Here is a 17,822-nt window from a genome sequence, read left to right on the forward strand (position 1 = left end):
GACAACTGCACGAACATACACCTCCAGAAAGAGCCATTGCCGCAGTAGACCAAACCTGTAAAAATGAGCCCCTGTTTTCAGTGGGCAATCGCCTGACTGTTCAAGGAGATGAAATGAAACTGACTGTTCTGGTACCGGCGCTGGCTGGTCTGTTGTGGGCCGGTAGCGCCTTGGCTGATGCCAAACTGGAAGTATCCACCCCTTACATCGTGCAGTTGATTGATGGCCAATCCATCAACCCCCAGCTGCTCGACAAAACCAGCACCTTCCCCCTCTCTGCCGGCAAGCACCAGTTGGTCGTCGCCTTTGAAGGCAACTACTCCAGCCGTAACGAAATCAAGCTGGTGACCGCCGAGCCGCTGGTGCTGAACTTCACTGCAGCCGACAATCAGCAGCTGGTGCTGGACTATAAAAAGCCCCGCAATGAAGCAGAAGCCAAACAGTTCCTGAAAGATCAGAAAGTGGCGCTGAAAGACAAGGTCACAGGACAGCAAGTGAGCAGTGAACAGTTCGTAATGCCGAAAGTAGAGGGCTTCCAGCTGACCCGTGACTATCAGCAAGAGCTGATCAACATGGGCAAAGCTTTCAACCAGCCCAAAACCGTTGCCGTCTCCTCTGCTGCCGTGATGGCTGCCGCCAGCGCACCGGCCCAAGCCGCGCCCAGCAAGGCGCAAAGCAATCCGGAAGCCCTGACCCAACTGCAAAACTGGTACAACAAGGCCGATGCGGAAACCCGCAAAGCCTTCCAGATCTGGGTTATCCAGCAGCAGTAATCCGGAAACATCATCCTGACCCGTCGGGAATGACAAGGGGAGCTTGGCTCCCCTTTTTCATATCCAGGTTCATCTCTGCATCGATGGAACAATGCCCTGATGTCACTGCATATTTTCTATCACCCCCTCTACTCCTCCCTGGCCCTGCCCGAACGCCATCGCTTCCCGCTGGCCAAGTATCAGGGGCTGTTTGAGCGCTTGCAGGTGCAGGGTTACCCCCTTGGCGAAGCGCCGTCGGCCACCCGGGAGCAAATCTGTCGCATTCACGATGCTGATTATGTCGCGGCGGCCCTGAGCGGCCAGCTGGAAGATCGCGCCATCCGCAAGATCGGTTTTCCCTGGTCACCCATTCTGATAGAGCGCACCTTGCGCTCGGTGGGTGCCACCGTTGCCGCCAGCCGCCATGCTCTTGAGCAGGGATGCGGCTTGCAGATCTCCGGCGGCTATCACCACGCCCATCGCGATCACGGCAGCGGTTTTTGCCTGTTCAACGATCTGGTGATTGCGGCGCAGGCTTGCCTCGACGAGGGGCGCTGCGAACAGGTGCTGATCGTCGATCTCGATGTGCATCAAGGAGATGGCAGTGCAGCCCTGTGCGCCGGACGGCGCGATATCATCACCCTATCCCTTCATGGGGAGCACAACTTTCCCCATCACAAAGCCGCCTCTCACCTCGACTTTCCGCTGCCAAGCGGCATGACGGACGATGCCTATCTCACCACACTGCAACAGGCACTCTCGCTGGCACTGCGGCTCTATTCGCCGGATCTCATCCTCTATCAGGCGGGCGTCGATGTGCATCATGCCGACGAGCTTGGTTATCTCTCCTTGAGCGATGCAGGGGTTCGCCTGCGCGATGCCATGGTATTTGGCTGTGCAATCAAGCATGGGTTGCCCATCGCGGCGGTGCCCGGTGGCGGCTATCGCCGCGACTGGCGACAGCTGATCCCGCTTCATATGTCGCTGTTTGAGACGGCGCGCCATCGTTTTGGCTGATGGCATGGCTTTATATGGCGCGGACACGCCATCAGAGTGGGAGGAGATTTCTCTAGATAAAACAGAAGAGGCGACCCCTGGGGTCGCCTCTTCGTGTTCCGTCATCTCGGTCACACAAGCTCGCTCGTTGTCAGGCAAGCTCGGGACGCCTGAGGATAACTATTTCTGACGCTTGCGGGCGTACTTGCGGCGGGCGCGGGCCTGACGCTCCTCTTCCCGCTCGGCCTTCTCTTTGGCTTTTTGCTCGGCTTCTGCGGCGGCTTCGACAATCTCGACGCTCACCATCTCCGGCGTCTCCAACGAGATGCGGCCAAGCAAGCCGGAGCGGAACTCGTTGATCAGGATCTCGGACGCCTTGTGCAGGTCGGCCAGCCCCCCTTTGCGCATAAACGCCCGCTGGCGGGCGATCATCTCCAGCAGCTCGATCTCGGTCTCGGGCAACTCGTCAATCTGGTAGCGCGCCTTGATCCGCTCCGGATAGGCCTTGATGAAGTAATCGGCGGCAAACATGGCGATATCGGCATAGTCGAAAACCGTGTCCTTGATGGCCGCAGTGATGGCCAGACGATAACCGCAGGAGGGCGGGTTGAGCTTGGGCCAGAGGAAACCCGGGGTATCGGTCAGGATAACGTTGTTATCCAGCTTGATCCGCTGCTGGGACTTGGTCACCCCCGCCTCGTTGCCGGTACGGGCGATGATGCGCCCCGCCAGGGTATTGATCAGAGTGGACTTGCCCACGTTGGGGATCCCCATGATCATCGCCCGCACGCCGCGCAGCTCAAAATTGCGCTCCGGCAGCATCTCGTGGCAGAGAGTCAGCAGTTGCTTGATCTTCTCCGGCTCTTGTTGCGTCAGCGGCAGCGCCTTGATCCCCTTCTCTTTTTCCATGTGCGCCACCCACAGATCGGTGATCGCCGGATCGGCCAGGTCCGCCTTGTTCAGCACCTTGATCACAGGGGTATCACCACGCAGCTCGGGCACCAGCGGGTTTTCGCTGGAGAAGGGGATGCGGGCATCGAGCATCTCGATGATCACATCGACCTGGGGCATGACCTCGGCAATCTCTTTGCGGGCCTTGTGCATGTGACCGGGGAACCAGTTGATGGACATATCCGTTACTCTCTGTGGGGGCTGCGGGCGGGCGCATGGAACAACAGGCGCTCTGCCGCGGGCATCGAACGAAGGGGGCGCATTTTACCTGCTGCGGGCCTCTTTTGACAGGTCATTCTAACCATCACCTCATCAAATCAGCAAACCGCCGAGGCGGAGCGACCTTGCCGGAAGCGACCGGACCAACTGGCTCAATTGACAGATAACACATTGATATAGTGTAACATTTTCATCACTTTTTCACACAACCGTCACCGATAGTCAGTAAAAGTGTCATCTGCCCCCTCTAGGCTGCGCTCAGGTTTTACAAGGAGCGAACCCCAATGAGAAAAATGGCAGGACTTGCAGTGATGATCGGCGCCGCCCTGGCTGCCGGCTGCAAATCAGACAATGACACGGTGGCGACCAAGCCCGCAGCCCAACCCACCAACGTCATCTTCTTCCTCGGTGACGGCATGGGCCTCAACACCCTGACGGCAGCCCGCATCTACGGTGTCGGCGAAGAGGGTGATCTCACCATCGATACCCTGCCAGAAACGGCCTTTATCAAGACCTTCTCCCACGATGCCCAGGTCACTGACTCGGCCCCCTCCATGGCGGCCTACATGACCGGGGTCAAGAGCAACAACGGCGTCATCAGCATGGACGGCGACGCCACCTATGAGAGCGACTGCAGCAAGAGCGCCGGCAAGCCGGTGACTACCCTGCTAGAGCTGGCCAAAGCCGATGGCCGCGGTACCGGCGTGGTAACCAGTACCCGGGTGACCCACGCCACCCCGGCGGCTACCTATGCCCATATCTGCAACCGGGATCTGGAGGCAGATATCGCCGTCCAGCTGGTACCGGGCGGCAAAGGCTACAACAGCGCCCTCAAGGAGGGGCTGGATGTGGTGCTCGGTGGCGGCAGCAGTTTCTTCCTGCCCAAAGCCGACAAGGGCAAGCGGGAGGATGGCCGCAACCTCATCAGCGAAATGCAGGCCAAGGGCTACCAGTTTGCCAGCAATCTGGATGAGCTGAACAAGGCCGATGCGGGCAAGCCGCTGCTGGGTCTGTTTGGTTCCAGCCACATGAAATATGACCTGGACCGCCCTGCCAGCGAGCCGTCACTGGCCCAGATGACCCTGGCCGCCATCAAGCAGCTCAAGGGCAAAGAGAAGGGTTACTTCCTGATGGTGGAAGGGGGCCGCATAGACCACGCCCTGCACGACACCAACGCCAAGCGGGCGCTGCAGGACACCATCGCCTTCGACAACGCCATCAAAGCCGCCATCGACGAGGTGAAAAAGAGCGACCCCGAGCTGAAAAACACCCTGATCGTGGTCACCGCCGATCACGACCACACGCTCGTGCTCAACGGCTATGCCAAGCGCACCGGCAAGACCACCGCCGACAACCCCGGCGTACTCGGGCTGGTGAAGAACTACGAGACTGGCGAGCCAAGCAAGGATAGCGAGGGCATGCCCTACACCATCATAGGTTTTGGCAACGGCTACAACCGGCTGGATGGCCCGCGCAGCAGCGTCGCCCCGCTCGACGATGCCACCGTCTCCGCCAATGACTACCACCAGGAAGTGGTGGTCAAGGTGGGCGAGATCGGCAACGAGACCCACGGCGGCACAGATGTCTTCCTCGGCGCCATCGGCAAGGGGGCTGACAGCTTCCATGGCTCACTCGACAACACCGCCGTGTTCGGCAAGATCAAGGCTGCGGCCAAGCTGTAAGGAGCACTTTCATGAGCAAACAGATGAACACATCCATCAAGCACACGCTGGTCTGCGCCGCCCTGTTCAGTGCACTGGGCGCAACCTCCCAGGCACAGGCCGGTGATGCCAAAAACGTCATTCTCTTTATCGGTGATGGCATGGGGCCTACCGTGCTCACCGCCACCCGCCTGTTCAAGGTGGGAGAAGAGGGCAATCTGGAGATGATGAAACTGCCGCGCAGTGCCCGCATCAAGACCTTCTCCAACGATGCCCAGACCACCGACTCGGCCCCCTCCATGGCGGCCTACACCACCGGGGTCAAGATGAACAACGAGGTGATCGCCATGAGCAGCGACACCAAAGCCGTCGCCCCCGGCAAAGACGTCAATGGCAACAAAACCGTCAACAATTGCAGCAGCGATAATGGCAAGCCGGTGCCCACCATCCTGGAGCTGGCCAAGGCGGCAGGCAAATCGGTCGGAGCCGTCACCACCACCGAGCTGACCCACGCCACCCCGGCGGCTACCTACGCCCACATCTGCCATCGGGATGCCGCTTATGACATCGCCGCACAAGCTGTTCCGGGAGGAACTGGTTTCAACCAGGCGCTGGGGGATGGGGTCGATGTACTGATGGGCGGTGGTGCCAACCACTGGACCCCCTACAGCGCCAGCAACAAGGGCGGTCGCAATGACAACCGCGACCTGACCGCCGAGATGAAGGCGCAGGGATACAGCTATGTCACCACCCAAAGCGAACTGGCCAAGGTCACCAGCGGCAAGGTGCTCGGTCTGTTCAGTAGCAAATCCCACCTGGACTACGAGCTGGATCGGGTCGCCAAGGGGGCAGCCAATACCCAGCCGTCCCTCTCCGAAATGACCGCCAAGGCGATCGACCTGCTGAGCAAGAACAGTCAGGGTTACTTCCTGATGGTAGAGGGTGGCCGTATCGATCACGCCCTGCACGGCACCAATGCCAAGCGCTCGCTCACCGACGCAGTGGCACTGGATGAGGCGGTCAAGACGGCGCTGGGTAAAGTGGATCTCAGCAATACCCTGATCGTGGTCACCGCCGACCATGACCACACCATGACCATTAACGGCTACTCCGCCAAGGGTAATCCGGTGCTGGATCTGGTTAAAAATGGCGATGGCTCGACCCAGAACGACGTGGATGGCAAGCCCTTCACCACCCTGGTGTTCGGTAACGGCCCCAACCGCCCCGATGTACGCCCCGTCCTCACCAGCGATCAGGTGATGGCCAATGACTATCTGCAGGAGACCGGCGTCAAACTGACATCGGAAACCCACGGCGGCGGCGATGTGATGCTGTTTGCCGATGGCGCCGGCAGCAACCGCTTCAAGGGCACGCTGGATAACACCAAGGTGTTTGGCAAACTGCGGGAGGCGCTCGGCCTGTAAGCAGCAGGGGCCCGGGTGCATCTGAGCAATCGACTCAGCGGCCCGGGCCCCGGCTCTTTCGAGCGACAGATGATGATGCGACTTTTGCTTTCGTTATGGCTGCTTGGCAGCACCTTCGCCTTCCCCCTGCATGCTGACGACACGCCCCCGGATCTCGCCGCCCGGATCAGCTATCACGACCGGAACACCGGCAGCGATGGCATCGCCAGAGAGAGTGTCTGGCAAGAGAAGTGGCTGCGCGTGGGCAATCAGGTGTGGAGCCAGCGGCTCATTCCCCTCCCCCTTGCCCGTGCCTATCACGCCACTCACGACGCCACCCCCGGCCACAAGCACTTTACCCACCAGATGGCGGCCCGCTGGGTCAGTCGCAGTGATGAGGGTGAACTTCAGCTGCGTTATGCCGACAGCTGGCACAACCAACTGGTTGAGGTGCCGGTGGAAGAGTATGGCCAGGTGGCCTTCAAACCCGACTGGCCGCGGCTCCGCCATCTCGTCAACCCGGCGCTGCTCGAGGGGATGACCCCGCTGGATGAGGCCGCCCCCGAGCAGGCCCGCTGGTATGAAAAGCGCGAAGGGCAGCAACGAACCCGGATTCTCTGGTCGAGTCAGTGGCAGATCCCGCTGGTGGTCGAGTCAGCCAGTCTCGACGGCTATCGCAGCTACCGGATGGAGGTGACCCTGCGCAAGCTGCCTGCTCAGCTCCCCTGGCAGCAACTCGCTGATTACGAAGTGCGCGATCTGCGGGATTTCTTCGACTGAGATCCCAACCCCTCAGCGGGCACAACGACAACGCAGGCAGGAATGTTACACTCTGCATATTCGACTCTGGCTCACGACCTTGATGCGCGCTCTCTGCCTGCCCTTTTTTGCCCTGCTGTTGTTGCTGGTGAACACCGGTGCCCAGGCTATTGTGCTGGTGGCGGCCGAGCTGCCCCCTTACGTCATTCGCTCCTCTCACGGCAAACCAAGCGGTGTCGCCATCGAGATCATGGAGGAGGCCGCCCGGCGCCTCAAAGAGCCGCTCACCATCGAGCTGATGCCGCTGGCCCGAGCCCTCACCCAAACCGCCCATCGCAAGGATGTACTGCTGATACCGCCAGTACGCAGCTCTCAACGGGAGCATCTCTACTACTGGGTTTCCCCCATCCTTGATGAAGAGTTCCTCATTGTCAGCAATCGCCACAAGCATCCCACCCCGCTCATGATAAACGCGCTTCCTTCACTCAAGGTGGGCACCTTGCGTCACTCCTTCGGCCAGTATCTGCTCAAGCAGAGGCTGAATCTCGCCAGCCAAACCGTCGCCACCGAAGACCTCAATGCCCTCAAACTGCAACGAGGACGCATCGATGCCTGGGTCGCAGCCTGGAACGTCATCCTCTACAACCAGCAGACGGGCGGATTTTCCATCGATGAGATAGTAAAAGGCGAATCCTTGATGCGTACCCAGTTATTTATCGCGGCCAGCAAGGATTTTCCCTTCACCGAAGGGCGTCGCTGGCAAGCCGTGATTGACGAGATGCGCCATGATGGCACACTGGCGCGGATCATCCGTCAGTACAACTATCAGGTTCCTGAGTAGTCACTCAATCACGGTTGCCAAGGCCGGCCAGAATGGTTATGGTAGCCCCATGAAAATACTCGCTATTTCCTCGCATTTGCTCACACCCTGCTGAGCCCCCGCCTCGCTCCTTCGGCCGCGAGTCGCTTGGGGGCATGGCATTTTCAATCGATTGAACCTGTTGAATCCATTTTTGTAACACTTTGCGTGATGGCCAACCTGCACCCGCCGGTATGGGCCTATCCGCTATTGATAAGGAATATCTTATGAAACAACCTCATCTGGTTATCTCCAGCCTTGATCTGGACCGTATCGAACAACTGCTCGGCAACCACCCGCAGCATCTCGCCCTGCAAGAGGAGCTGGACCGCGCCGAGATCCGCGAACCGGCCGACATGCCGCCGGACGTGGTCACCATGAACAGCAAGGTACGCTTCAAGATGCAGAGCAGCGGCAACGAGTTCTGCCTCACCCTGGTCTACCCGCGCGATGCCAAGGGCGACGAGAGCAACATCTCGGTACTGGCGCCGGTGGGCAGCGCCCTGCTCGGTCTGAAAGTGGGCGACAGCATCGCCTGGCCGGGCCCGGCCGGTCGCACCATCGAGGTCGAAATTCTGGAAGTGGTCTATCAGCCGGAGCGCGCCGGCGAGCTGCACCGCTGAGTCCCACGGGCTGGTCATCCCCTGTTGATCAGCCCGCTTGCTCGCCCTTGCCAGCTGATCCCGATCAAGCTTTGTTCACCTTGCTCCCCGGTTTTTAGCCCCTTTTCCTGCTGCTGCTTGAGCCTGACTCGAGGGGCAGGTATCTTGTTGGCCGCGTCATGGTCATGACGCACCGAATTTCAGGCTGACATCATGATAAAAATTGCCCTTATCGACGATCACCAGATCGTCCGATCCGGTTTTGCCCAACTGCTCAATCTGGAGCCCGACCTGCAGGTGGTCGCCGAATTCGGCTCCGCCAGCGATGCCCTTGCCGGCCTGCCCGGCAGCGGGGCGCGCGTCTGCGTCTGCGACATCTCGATGCCCGACCAATCGGGGCTGGATCTGCTCAAGCAGCTCCCCTCCGGTCTGGCCGTGGTGATGCTCTCGGTGCACGACAGCCCGGCCCTCATCGAGCAGGCACTGCAAACCGGCGCCAAGGGATTTCTCTCCAAACGCTGCAGTCCGGACGAGCTGATCGCCGCGGTGCGTACCGCCGCCCAGGGGGGGTGTTATCTGACGCCGGACATCGCCCAGAAACTGGCCAGCAGCAGCCGGGATCCCCTCACCAATCGGGAGCGGGAGATTGCCCAGTTGCTGGCACAGGGGCTGGAGGTGAAGGCCATTGCCGAGCAGCTTGGACTCTCCCCCAAGACGGTTCACGTCCATCGCGCCAACCTGATGGACAAGCTCAAGGTCAGCAACAACGTCGAGCTGGCCCACCGCATGCTGGATAGCTGGTGATCTCCCGTTTTGCCAGCTATGTCGCCATCGCGCTGGCGGCCTGCTTCATCTTTGCCGCCGGCTGGTTTTGCCTCTGGAGCATCAGCCTGCATCTGGCGGGTGGCCCGGCGCTGGCGGTGCTGCTGTTCCCTTTCGGTCTGCGCCTCGGCTTGCTGCTGCAAAGCCCGGGCCACTACTGGCCGCCGCTGTTGCTGTGCGAAGGGCTGCTGCTCTACTGGCTCAATCTGGAGGTAGGGCTGCCCCACTGGCCTTGGCTGGTCGCGGGCAGTCTGCTGACCCTGCTACCGCTGCTGATTGCCCGTCGCCAACAGGTGCGCAACGACTGGCAGCAACTGTTGCTGCTGCTCGCCACCGTCACGGCGGCGGCGCTGCTGCAAGCCCTGCTCTGGCATCTGGCGGGGGAAGATGGCCTCTCGGCACTGCTGCTCAGCCTCACCGGCGGGCTGACGCTGACCTCCACCTGCATGCTGATCTGGCACTACCTCACTCGCGCCACCTGGGTGCCGCTGGGGCCTGCGTTGGTGGATCAGCCGGTGGAGTGGCGCTTTCGCCATCTGGTCTGGTATCTGCTGCTGTTCGTGCTGAGCCTCTGGCTGCAACTGGGGTTGCCCAACTCGCTGGTGCGCTTTACCCCGTTTTGTCTGGCCATCCCCATCATCGCCATGGCGTGGCGCTACGGCTGGCAGGGGGCGCTGCTCGCCACCCTGATGAACACTATCGCCCTGCTGGCGAGCCAAGCCTGGCATGACCACCCCCTCGATCTGCTGCTCTCCCTGCTGGCCCAGAGTCTCACTGGCCTGCTGCTGGGTGCCGGGATCCAGCGCCAGCGCGAACTCAATCAGGCGCTGACGCGCCAGCTCGCCCACAATCGCCAGCTCACCGAGCGGCTGCTGGAGACCGAGGAGAGCATCCGCAAGGAGGTGGCGCGCGAGCTGCACGACGACATCGGCCAGACCATCACAGCCATTCGTACCCAGGCAGGGATCGTGCGCCGCCTTGCCCCCGATAATGCCGGGGTGGGCCAGAGCAGCGCCCTGATAGACACACTATCGCTCGGGATCTATGACGCTGTGCGCGGTCTGCTCGGGCGGCTGCGCCCGCGCCAGCTCGACGACATGACGCTGGAACAGGCGGTACGGGCACTGCTCAGAGAGCTGGAGCTGGAGCGTCACGGCATCGTCACCCGTCTGGAGTGGCAGCTGGCAGATGGGGATCTCTCGGATGCCCAGCGGGTCACCCTGTTTCGGGTCTGTCAGGAGGGGCTCAACAACGTGGTCAAACATGCCAACGCCCACTCGGTCACCATTCGCGCCCGGGCCAGCGGCGAGCAGTTGCAACTGGTGCTGGAAGATGATGGCCGCGGTTTGCCGGAAAGCCGCCCGCAACAGGGCTATGGCCTGCTCGGCATTCGCGAGCGGGTACAAGCGCTCGGTGGCAGTCTGCAACTCTCCTGCATCCACGGCACCCAGCTGACGGTCAACCTGCCCAGTCGCAGACGGGAGGAGAGTCATGGCTAATCACTACCAGAGGGCCAGCCAGTGCTGAGTTTTATGAGAAGCGCGCCGCCCCGGCCCCTTATCCGGGATCAGGCCGAGATCGACGCCACCTATCGCCACTGGCGGCTGCACCTGCTGCTGACCATGTATCTGGGCTACGCGGTCTTCTACTTCACCCGCAAGAGCTTCAACTTCGCCATGCCGGACATGCTGGCGAGCGGCATGCTGGACAAGTCCGATATCGGCATGCTGTGGACTCTGTTCTACATCACCTACGGCTGCTCCAAGTTCTTCTCCGGCATCATCAGTGACCGCGCCAACCCGCGCTACTTTATGGGTGTCGGACTGATGGCCACCGGCGTTATCAACATACTGTTCGGCCTCTCGTCGGCACTCTGGATGTTTGCCGCCCTCTGGGTCGCCAACGCCTTCTTCCAGGGCTGGGGCTGGCCCCCCTGCTCCAAGCTGCTCACAAGCTGGTATTCGCGTACCGAGCGCGGCGTCTGGTGGTCGGCCTGGAACACCGCCCACAACGTCGGCGGCGCGCTCATTCCCCTTATCGTCAGCACCATCGCCCTGCAACATGGCTGGCGCTACGGCATGATAGTGCCCGGCCTTATCGCCATCGTGGCGGGTTTGTTCCTCTGCTGGCGGCTGCGGGATACCCCGAGCGCCATGGGGCTGCCGACAGTAGGCGAGTGGCGCAAGGACGCCATGGAGCTGGCCCAGCAGACCCAGGATGCGGGGCTCTCCCATCGCCAGATCTTGCGCAAATATGTGCTGGGCAACCCCTATATCTGGTTGCTCGCCTGCTGCTACGTGCTGGTCTATGTGGTGCGCACCGCCATCAACGACTGGGGCAATCTCTACATGACCGAGCAGCGCGGCTTCAATCTGATGAGCGCCAACTCGGCCATCTCCATGTTCGAGGTGGGGGGCTTTATCGGCGCGCTGGTGGCGGGCTGGGGATCGGACAAGCTGTTCAACGGCAACCGTGGCCCAATGAACCTCATCTTTGCGGTGGGGATCCTGCTGGCGGTGGGGTCACTCTGGCTGATGCCCTTCTTCAGCTATGTGATGCAGGCGGCCTGCTTCTTTACCATCGGCTTCTTCGTGTTTGGCCCCCAGATGCTGATCGGCATGGCGGCGGCGGAGTGCTCCCACAAAAACTCGGCGGGAGCGGCTACCGGCTTTGTCGGCCTGTTTGCCTACATGGGGGCGGCGCTGTCGGGCTATCCGCTGGCCAAGGTGATGGAGATCTGGCACTGGAACGGCTTCTTCGTGGTGATCTCGGTGGCGGCGGGCATCTCAGCCCTGCTGCTGCTCCCCTTTCTCAAGGCGCAGGCACCACGCCCCCAACCTGCCGACACGATGTGATACCGGACTGAGCGGGAGTTACGCCTCCCGGCCAGCCTGACAGACCCGATTCTTGCCCTGCCGCTTGGCGCAATAGAGCGCATGGTCGGCCTGAGTGAACAGAGGATCAAAGTACCACTCCCCGTGCCAGTGGGAGAGCCCCATGCTGACCGTGATGGAGAGGCCGCCCATGTTGCGGTTCGCGACCGCCTCCAGCAATCCCTCGCAGCGCTGCAGCGCCAGCACACCGGGCTGCGAGAAGAGCAGCACAAACTCCTCGCCACCGAAACGGCTGCACACCAAATCGGGCTGGCTACCCAGATAGGCGCCGAGCTCGGCCAGCACCCGATCACCCACCTCGTGGCCATACTGGTCATTGATCTGCTTGAAATCATCGATGTCGAGTACGGCCAGCGCGCCGCCGTCACCCAACTTTTGCTGCTTCAGCTGCTCCATAAAGCCGCGCCGGTTGAGCAGGCCGGTGAGAGGGTCGTGACTCGCCTGCTGGTGCAGCGCCAGCGCCCGGTACTGGGTACAGAGCAGCAGCACCCCGAAGGTGGAGAGATAGCTTCCCATCAGCATGGAGAGGAAGGGCAGCACATTGACCCCGCTCTTATCCATCAGCATCTGCACGTTGTCCTGCCACAGGAACCAGAGCCGCATCAGGTAGAAGGCGTAGAGCAGGATGTTGACCACGGTAAAGACCATCACCGCCGGCAAATAGTCGGGATAGCCGTGACGCCAGACCAGATAGACGATCACCGCCCCCAGCACCATGTAGCTCAGGCAAGCCAGCATCACCCTAGACTCCATCCCCCCCTTCACGATGCACCAGCTCAGGATAATCAGATAGATCAGCATAAAGAGCACACCGGCACGCCAGTTCGGCGGCTGGCCGAAAAAGCGCTGCAGCGCCAGCGGCATCAGCGCGATGCAGAGCGTGATCAGGGTGTTGGCCAGCCAGATGCCGGATGGGCTGGGGAAAAATGCCTGCAACGAGAATAGCGTCTGGGCCACAGCGCACAGAGTGCAGACCACCACCAGTAACCGATACCGGGGATCTCCCTGTGGGTAGACCAGATGATGGAGAGGGTGATAAAGCCAAGACTGTAGCCACCCAGCGCCATCAGCATCAGGGTAAAAACGTCCAGTTTCAGCAGCAGTGAGAGCGCCATACAAGAACCAGTTTCAGAAGGTAACTGAGTATATGAGAAGCGTTTGCCAAGACCCAGAGGGGGCTGACTGTTTTCACAATAAAAACATATTGTTTACTGTCTTTGTGACCTGCTTGTCCTGTCGGGATCGCACCACCGCAGGTACAGATAAAGTCAGAGTACAAAACAAGTCACAAGCGAACCCCATCATATGTAACAAAAGGTATTGAACACAATTTGGGCTTGAACCGGCCACGTTAGATAGATATGTTGTTTTCGTGTGATTTTATGAGTGAAGCGGTGAGCAAAAAGCGCCTCTAACCTATTGAGTATTCTGACACAATTGGTTTTTGGTACATTTTTCGCTCAATTTCGATTCATAGCATCCCATATGGGGCTTTCCCCCGACCCAAGACATTCATCCTGTCTTGCCTGTTGCCGGATGCAGCAGTCTCTTGTGCCACGGAGTCGCACGGGATCAGGTTCAAGGCCGAACACAACATCGACAGAGACGTCACCCATGATCAAAAAACTGATTCTTTCTACCCTGCTCTTCTGCGGGCTGGCGACCGCCGCCCCCGCCACTACCCCCACCTCAACCCTGGATGCCGTGCTGGAGCGCGGTGTGCTGCGGGTTGGCTTCGATGCTGGCTATCAACCTTTCGAGATGACCAACAAACAGGGCCAGTACATCGGCTTTGACGTCGATCTCGCCAAGATGGTCGCCAAGGAGATGGGCGTGAAGGTCGAGTTCGTCAATACCGCGTGGGACGGCATCATTCCCGCGCTCCTGACCAACAAGTTCGACGTCATCATGGGCGGCATGACCGTCACTCCCCAGCGCAACCTGCGGGTCAACTTTGCCGATCCCTACATCGTGGTCGGCCAGACCATCGTTGTGCGCAAGGACAAGGCTGCCGAGATCAAATCCTTCACCGACCTCAACGATCCGAAATACAAGATTGCGGTCAAGCTCGGCACCACCGGCGAGCAGGCGGTCAAGCGCCTCATCCCGAAAGCCACCCTGCTGCAGTTTGAAACCCAGGATGACGCCAAGCTGGAGGTGATCAACGGCAAGGTCGATGCCTTCGTCTACGACCTGCCCTACAACGCCATCTTCGCCTCCCAGAACAAGGGCGCCGTGGTACACCTCGACAAGCCGTTCACCTTCGAGCCGCTGGCCTGGGCCATCCGCAAAGGAGATCAGGACACCCTCAACTGGTTCAACAACTACCTGCGCCAAATCAAGGGCGACGGCAGCTACGACCGCCTCTACAAGAAGTGGTTCGAATCCAACGCCTGGCTGAGTCAGCTCAAATAACCTCAAAAGGGGGCGCCTTGCCGCCCCCTCTCGCAACACCCCACACAATAACGAGAAGAGGTTGTGACTGTGCACACACCCAAACCGACAAGACAGATGGAAAAACAGCCCAATCAGCTGCTCTGGCATGGGGTTTTCCTGCTGATGCTGCTGGTGGCCGTGTTCGGCATCTACAAGGCGGTGCAATCCGTTGACTACACCTGGCGCTGGGAACGCATTCCCCAGTACATCGCCTATCAGGCCGAGCAGAAGAATTACGCCGAGTTTGACGGCACCGTTGTGGCTGGCACCACGGCCGCAGAGAAAGGCAAACTGTTCCTGCAAAACGATCTCGACCCCAACCAGCGCCAGCCCATCGCGACCAGCGGTGTGCAGGTCAGCGAAGGGGATACCGTCTTTCGTGGCGATGCCCTCGATATCCAGCTGAGCTGGACCGCCGGCCCCATCGCCTGGGGCGTCTGGGTCACCATCAAGCTCTCGCTGGTGGCAGGCATCTTCGCCATTTTGCTCGGCACCCTGGCCGGGCTGGCCCGACTCTCCCCCAACCCGGCCCTGCGCAATCTGGCCGTCACCTATGTGGAGCTCATTCGCGGCACCCCGCTGCTGGTGCAGATCTTCATCGTCTACTTCTTTATCGGCACAGTGCTGAACCTCGATCGCTTCACTGCCGCGGTCGCGGCACTGGCCGTCTTTACCGGCGCCTATGTGGCGGAGATCGTGCGCGCCGGCATCAGCTCCATTCACAAGGGGCAGATGGAGGCGGGTCGCAGTCTGGGCCTCACCTCGGCCCAGACCATGCGCTACGTCATCCTGCCGCAGGCGTTCAAGCGGGTACTGCCGCCGCTGGCGGGTCAGTTCATCAACCTGATCAAGGACTCCTCGCTGGTGTCGGTCATCTCCATCACCGATCTGACCAAGGCCGGTCGCGAGGTAGTCAGCTCCACCTTCAGTCCGTTCGAGGTATGGTTTACCGTCGCCTTGCTCTATCTGGTGCTGACCGGCACCCTCTCTTTCTTGGTACGCCGTCTCGAGGTGAAATATGCACGCAGCAACTGATCCCATCATCAAGGTGCCACAGGCATCGAGAAGTGCAGCCATCACCGCCCCCCTCTTCGCCTTCCCGGTTCGTTTTCTGGAGGTGAAATATGCACGCAGTAACTGATCCCATCATCAAGGTGCAACGGGCGTCGAGAAGTGCAGCCATCACCGGCACCCCCTTCGCCTTCCCGGTTCGTTTTCTGGAGGCGAAATATGCGCGCAGCAACTGATCCCATCATCAAAGCGACCGGTGTCGAGAAGTTTTACGGCAGCGAAGTGCATGCCCTGAAAAATGTCAGCACCCAGGTCGCCGAAGGGGAAGTGGTGGTGATCGTCGGCCCCAGTGGCTCGGGCAAGTCCACCTTCCTGCGCACCCTCAACCAGCTGGAGACCATCAACGACGGCAACATAGTAGTCGACGGCATCAGCCTGACCGAGCCGGGCGATGTCAACAAGCTGCGGGAAGAGGTGGGCATGGTGTTCCAGTCCTTCAACCTCTTTCCCCACCTGACGGTGCTGGATAATATCTGCCTCGCTCCGCAGAAGGTGCGTGGCCTGTCGCGCCGTGAGGCCGAAGACAGAGCCAAGGCGCTGCTGCTGAAAGTGGGGCTGTCGGTGAAAGCAGCCAGCTATCCCTCCCAACTCTCCGGTGGTCAGCAACAGCGGGTAGCCATTGCCCGGGCGCTCGCCATGCAGCCGCGCATCATGCTGTTTGACGAGCCCACCAGTGCGCTGGACCCCGAAATGGTGGGGGAAGTGCTGGATGTGATGAAGGGGCTGGCCCGCGAAGGGATGACCATGGTGGTGGTGACCCACGAGATGGGCTTTGCCCGGGAAGTGGCGGATCGGGTGCTCTTTATGGAGAGCGGTGAACTGCTGGTGGATGAGAAGCCAACGGAGTTTTTCGACAATCCCCCCTCCCCGCGCCTGCGCCAGTTCCTGAGTCAGGTGCTGTAAACGCAGACCCACAGCCAGTTAAAATGGCCAGTAAAAAAGTGAGAGGAACCATGGTTCCTCTCACTTTTTCTTTGCGGATCGGATGAAACAACACCCACTCGCTGCTGAAGCCGCTCCCGCGGTTACCGGCTCAGCGCGGGGACTTTCCCAGATAGCGCTCGACGATGGGCTTGATCCCGTCGCGCTTTTTGAGCTGATAGAGCCCCTTGTCAAACTGGTCGATAAAGGCCTGTTTGTAGGGGTACTCCCCCTTGCGGCTGTAGCCGAGAAACCCCTGCTCCTTGCTGAGTACCGGACCCTGTTTGAGCAGGGACATATCGGCCACTGCCAGCTGATCGGCCTTTATCATGTTGAGCAACTCATAGAGCAGGGAGAGGCGATCATTGATGGTGCAATCGACCCGGCCGCGGACAATCTTGAGCAGGTTCTCCCGATTGCTTTTCACCTCCTCCACGTCGATCTGCTTCTCTTTTACCGCCTGCCAAAAGGCATCGCCGCCGACGGCAAAACCGGCGTTCATACCAAAGCGCAAACCGTGATAGTCGAGCGGAAAGCTGGCCTGCGGGGTATTGGCTGCCACACTGGCGCCGCACATCACCACCAGCTCTTCATCCAGCATCGGCTGGGAGTAGGGCCACATGTAAGGGCGGGTGTCGGGCATGTAGTAGGGTGGAAAAATAGCGAAGGCGGTCCCCTGTTCCACCATACTCAGACCGCGCCGCCACGGCATAGGCTTGAGTACCACCTCATAGTCAGGCATGGCAGAGGTCACCTCGCGGATGATGTCGGCATAGATCCCCCTGACCTCCTCCCCCTCCTGCCAGGAGTAGGGGGGATAGGCGGCATCCGCCAGGATCTCGACCCGGGTCTTGGCGTGCGCCATCATGCACAACCCCAGCAACAAGCAACACCAGACGCGCATAAGCCAGCACCTCCTGAAAAAGCCTGCATCAAGCATAGCCATCCGCTGCGCCTTCCTCTGCTGGTGCGCCATATTTCATGCCATCTCTTCGTTGGCTGAAAAATGTTAATGAAATATTAAAACCATCCTTTATGCTGGAGAGCAATTGCTCTGAATGGATGGCCACATATGGATGTGCAACTGCTTCTGCTCTACCTCTCCCCGGTTTTTCTGGCCTTTATCGGCTGGGAGATGCTCTACCTGCGCAAACATGGCGCGGCCTTTCCCACAGCCACCTACCAGTGGCGGGATCTGTTCGCCAACGCCGCCCTGGCCCTGATGCATCAGGGTGGCGATGCGCTGGCGGCCATCGCCATTGCTTATCTGTATGACACCCTCTGGGGCTGGCGACTGTTCGATATCGAGCTGAATCTCTGGAGTGTGCTACTGCTGTTCCTGTTGCAGGATCTCTGTTACTGGCTGTTCCACTTCACCAGCCACCATGTTCGCTGGCTGTGGGCCTCCCACGTGGTGCACCACAGCTCGGAGCGGCTCAACCTCTCCACCGCTTTTCGCCAGAGCCTGATGTACCC

At 60.2% G+C, this 17,822-nt stretch carries 18 protein-coding genes and 1 pseudogene; 16 read left to right on the forward strand and 3 right to left on the reverse strand.

Annotated elements, in window-relative coordinates; translation table 11 throughout:
* The first annotated feature begins 113 nt into the window (after window positions 1-113).
* On the forward strand, window positions 114-773 hold the full coding sequence (locus G5358_RS05465) for a DUF2057 domain-containing protein (protein ID WP_216954052.1): 660 nt from the start codon (window positions 114-116) through the stop codon (window positions 771-773).
* Between the two features lie 99 nt (window positions 774-872).
* Window positions 873-1,769 carry a histone deacetylase gene (locus G5358_RS05470; RefSeq protein ID WP_227340820.1) on the forward strand — a complete coding sequence of 299 codons (897 nt, stop codon included), beginning with the start codon at window positions 873-875 and terminating at the stop codon, window positions 1,767-1,769.
* Window positions 1,770-1,928: 159 nt separating this feature from the next.
* Here G5358_RS05470 and ylqF read toward each other — a convergent pair whose 3' ends face one another.
* The gene (gene ylqF, locus G5358_RS05475; RefSeq protein ID WP_005334061.1) at window positions 1,929-2,879 is read right to left on the reverse strand and encodes a ribosome biogenesis GTPase YlqF; all 951 of its coding nucleotides are present in this window, start codon (window positions 2,877-2,879) and stop codon (window positions 1,929-1,931) included.
* Window positions 2,880-3,202: 323 nt separating this feature from the next.
* Between ylqF and G5358_RS05480 the strand changes: the two genes are divergently transcribed.
* The 8 genes from G5358_RS05480 (at window position 3,203) to G5358_RS05515 (ending at window position 11,879) form a co-directional block, all read left to right on the forward strand.
* Window positions 3,203-4,600: an alkaline phosphatase gene (locus tag G5358_RS05480; protein ID WP_421208172.1), complete on the forward strand. Its 1,398-nt coding sequence runs from the start codon at window positions 3,203-3,205 to the stop codon at window positions 4,598-4,600.
* An 11-nt stretch (window positions 4,601-4,611) separates the two neighbouring features.
* Window positions 4,612-6,003 (forward strand): alkaline phosphatase, encoded by a 1,392-nt coding sequence (locus G5358_RS05485; RefSeq protein ID WP_139732383.1) that lies wholly within the window; start codon window positions 4,612-4,614, stop codon window positions 6,001-6,003.
* 72 nt (window positions 6,004-6,075) lie between these two features.
* Window positions 6,076-6,762, forward strand: coding sequence for a hypothetical protein (locus G5358_RS05490; protein WP_421208510.1), 687 nt, complete (start codon window positions 6,076-6,078; stop codon window positions 6,760-6,762).
* Between the two features lie 82 nt (window positions 6,763-6,844).
* A complete protein-coding gene (locus G5358_RS05495) occupies window positions 6,845-7,582 on the forward strand; it encodes a substrate-binding periplasmic protein (RefSeq protein WP_421208170.1) in 738 nt (245 codons plus the stop codon).
* 245 nt (window positions 7,583-7,827) lie between these two features.
* Entirely contained in the window at window positions 7,828-8,223 is a 396-nt protein-coding gene (gene rnk, locus G5358_RS05500) for a nucleoside diphosphate kinase regulator (protein WP_005334070.1), read from the forward strand.
* Window positions 8,224-8,415: 192 nt separating this feature from the next.
* A complete protein-coding gene (uhpA, locus tag G5358_RS05505) occupies window positions 8,416-9,006 on the forward strand; it encodes a transcriptional regulator UhpA (RefSeq protein ID WP_005334071.1) in 591 nt (196 codons plus the stop codon).
* Window positions 9,003-10,523 (forward strand): signal transduction histidine-protein kinase/phosphatase UhpB, encoded by a 1,521-nt coding sequence (gene uhpB, locus G5358_RS05510; protein ID WP_019445271.1) that lies wholly within the window; start codon window positions 9,003-9,005, stop codon window positions 10,521-10,523. Before uhpA ends, uhpB begins: the two co-directional genes overlap by 4 nt.
* 21 nt (window positions 10,524-10,544) lie before the next feature.
* A complete protein-coding gene (locus G5358_RS05515) occupies window positions 10,545-11,879 on the forward strand; it encodes an MFS transporter (RefSeq protein ID WP_216954065.1) in 1,335 nt (444 codons plus the stop codon).
* An 18-nt stretch (window positions 11,880-11,897) separates the two neighbouring features.
* Here the strand turns inward: G5358_RS05515 and G5358_RS05520 are convergent.
* Window positions 11,898-13,033: pseudogene (locus G5358_RS05520) on the reverse strand (GGDEF domain-containing protein).
* A 499-nt stretch (window positions 13,034-13,532) separates the two neighbouring features.
* Between G5358_RS05520 and G5358_RS05525 the strand changes: the two are divergent.
* From G5358_RS05525 to G5358_RS05545, 5 genes are all read left to right on the forward strand, one after another.
* Window positions 13,533-14,333 (forward strand): transporter substrate-binding domain-containing protein, encoded by an 801-nt coding sequence (locus tag G5358_RS05525; RefSeq protein WP_041209881.1) that lies wholly within the window; start codon window positions 13,533-13,535, stop codon window positions 14,331-14,333.
* 96 nt (window positions 14,334-14,429) lie between these two features.
* The gene (locus G5358_RS05530; protein WP_421323768.1) at window positions 14,430-15,389 is read left to right on the forward strand and encodes an amino acid ABC transporter permease; all 960 of its coding nucleotides are present in this window, start codon (window positions 14,430-14,432) and stop codon (window positions 15,387-15,389) included.
* A complete protein-coding gene (locus G5358_RS05535) occupies window positions 15,373-15,495 on the forward strand; it encodes a hypothetical protein (protein ID WP_265328643.1) in 123 nt (40 codons plus the stop codon). Before G5358_RS05530 ends, G5358_RS05535 begins: the two co-directional genes overlap by 17 nt.
* A complete protein-coding gene (locus tag G5358_RS05540) occupies window positions 15,479-15,601 on the forward strand; it encodes a hypothetical protein (RefSeq protein ID WP_265177235.1) in 123 nt (40 codons plus the stop codon). Before G5358_RS05535 ends, G5358_RS05540 begins: the two co-directional genes overlap by 17 nt.
* Window positions 15,585-16,328, forward strand: a complete 744-nt coding sequence (locus G5358_RS05545) for an amino acid ABC transporter ATP-binding protein (RefSeq protein ID WP_421323769.1) — start codon at window positions 15,585-15,587, stop codon at window positions 16,326-16,328. The genes G5358_RS05540 and G5358_RS05545 overlap by 17 nt, the downstream gene beginning before the upstream one ends.
* Before the next feature lie 130 nt (window positions 16,329-16,458).
* Here G5358_RS05545 and G5358_RS05550 read toward each other — a convergent pair whose 3' ends face one another.
* Window positions 16,459-17,250 carry a substrate-binding periplasmic protein gene (locus tag G5358_RS05550; RefSeq protein ID WP_421323770.1) on the reverse strand — a complete coding sequence of 264 codons (792 nt, stop codon included), beginning with the start codon at window positions 17,248-17,250 and terminating at the stop codon, window positions 16,459-16,461.
* A 168-nt stretch (window positions 17,251-17,418) separates the two neighbouring features.
* Here G5358_RS05550 and G5358_RS05555 point away from each other — a divergent pair.
* The coding region (locus G5358_RS05555; RefSeq protein WP_421323771.1) for a sterol desaturase family protein at window positions 17,419-17,822 on the forward strand (404 nt) is incomplete at its 3' end.

Origin of the sequence: Aeromonas sp. 604176, assembly GCF_049170755.1 — a bacterium.
Taxonomy (GTDB): domain Bacteria; phylum Pseudomonadota; class Gammaproteobacteria; order Enterobacterales; family Aeromonadaceae; genus Aeromonas; species Aeromonas veronii_A.

Bases quoted from the DNA above. Each gene is read 5' to 3' on its own strand.
- G5358_RS05465 (WP_216954052.1), top strand. From the start codon at position 114: ATGAAACTGACTGTTCTGGTACCGGCGCTGGCTGGTCTGTTGTGGGCC.
- G5358_RS05470 (WP_227340820.1), top strand. From the start codon at position 873: ATGTCACTGCATATTTTCTATCACCCCCTCTACTCCTCCCTGGCCCTG.
- ylqF (WP_005334061.1), bottom strand. From the start codon at position 2,879: ATGTCCATCAACTGGTTCCCCGGTCACATGCACAAGGCCCGCAAAGAG.
- G5358_RS05480 (WP_421208172.1), top strand. From the start codon at position 3,203: ATGAGAAAAATGGCAGGACTTGCAGTGATGATCGGCGCCGCCCTGGCT.
- G5358_RS05485 (WP_139732383.1), top strand. From the start codon at position 4,612: ATGAGCAAACAGATGAACACATCCATCAAGCACACGCTGGTCTGCGCC.
- G5358_RS05490 (WP_421208510.1), top strand. From the start codon at position 6,076: ATGATGCGACTTTTGCTTTCGTTATGGCTGCTTGGCAGCACCTTCGCC.
- G5358_RS05495 (WP_421208170.1), top strand. From the start codon at position 6,845: ATGCGCGCTCTCTGCCTGCCCTTTTTTGCCCTGCTGTTGTTGCTGGTG.
- rnk (WP_005334070.1), top strand. From the start codon at position 7,828: ATGAAACAACCTCATCTGGTTATCTCCAGCCTTGATCTGGACCGTATC.
- uhpA (WP_005334071.1), top strand. From the start codon at position 8,416: ATGATAAAAATTGCCCTTATCGACGATCACCAGATCGTCCGATCCGGT.
- G5358_RS05525 (WP_041209881.1), top strand. From the start codon at position 13,533: ATGATCAAAAAACTGATTCTTTCTACCCTGCTCTTCTGCGGGCTGGCG.
- G5358_RS05530 (WP_421323768.1), top strand. From the start codon at position 14,430: ATGGAAAAACAGCCCAATCAGCTGCTCTGGCATGGGGTTTTCCTGCTG.
- G5358_RS05535 (WP_265328643.1), top strand. From the start codon at position 15,373: ATGCACGCAGCAACTGATCCCATCATCAAGGTGCCACAGGCATCGAGA.
- G5358_RS05540 (WP_265177235.1), top strand. From the start codon at position 15,479: ATGCACGCAGTAACTGATCCCATCATCAAGGTGCAACGGGCGTCGAGA.
- G5358_RS05545 (WP_421323769.1), top strand. From the start codon at position 15,585: ATGCGCGCAGCAACTGATCCCATCATCAAAGCGACCGGTGTCGAGAAG.
- G5358_RS05550 (WP_421323770.1), bottom strand. From the start codon at position 17,250: ATGCGCGTCTGGTGTTGCTTGTTGCTGGGGTTGTGCATGATGGCGCAC.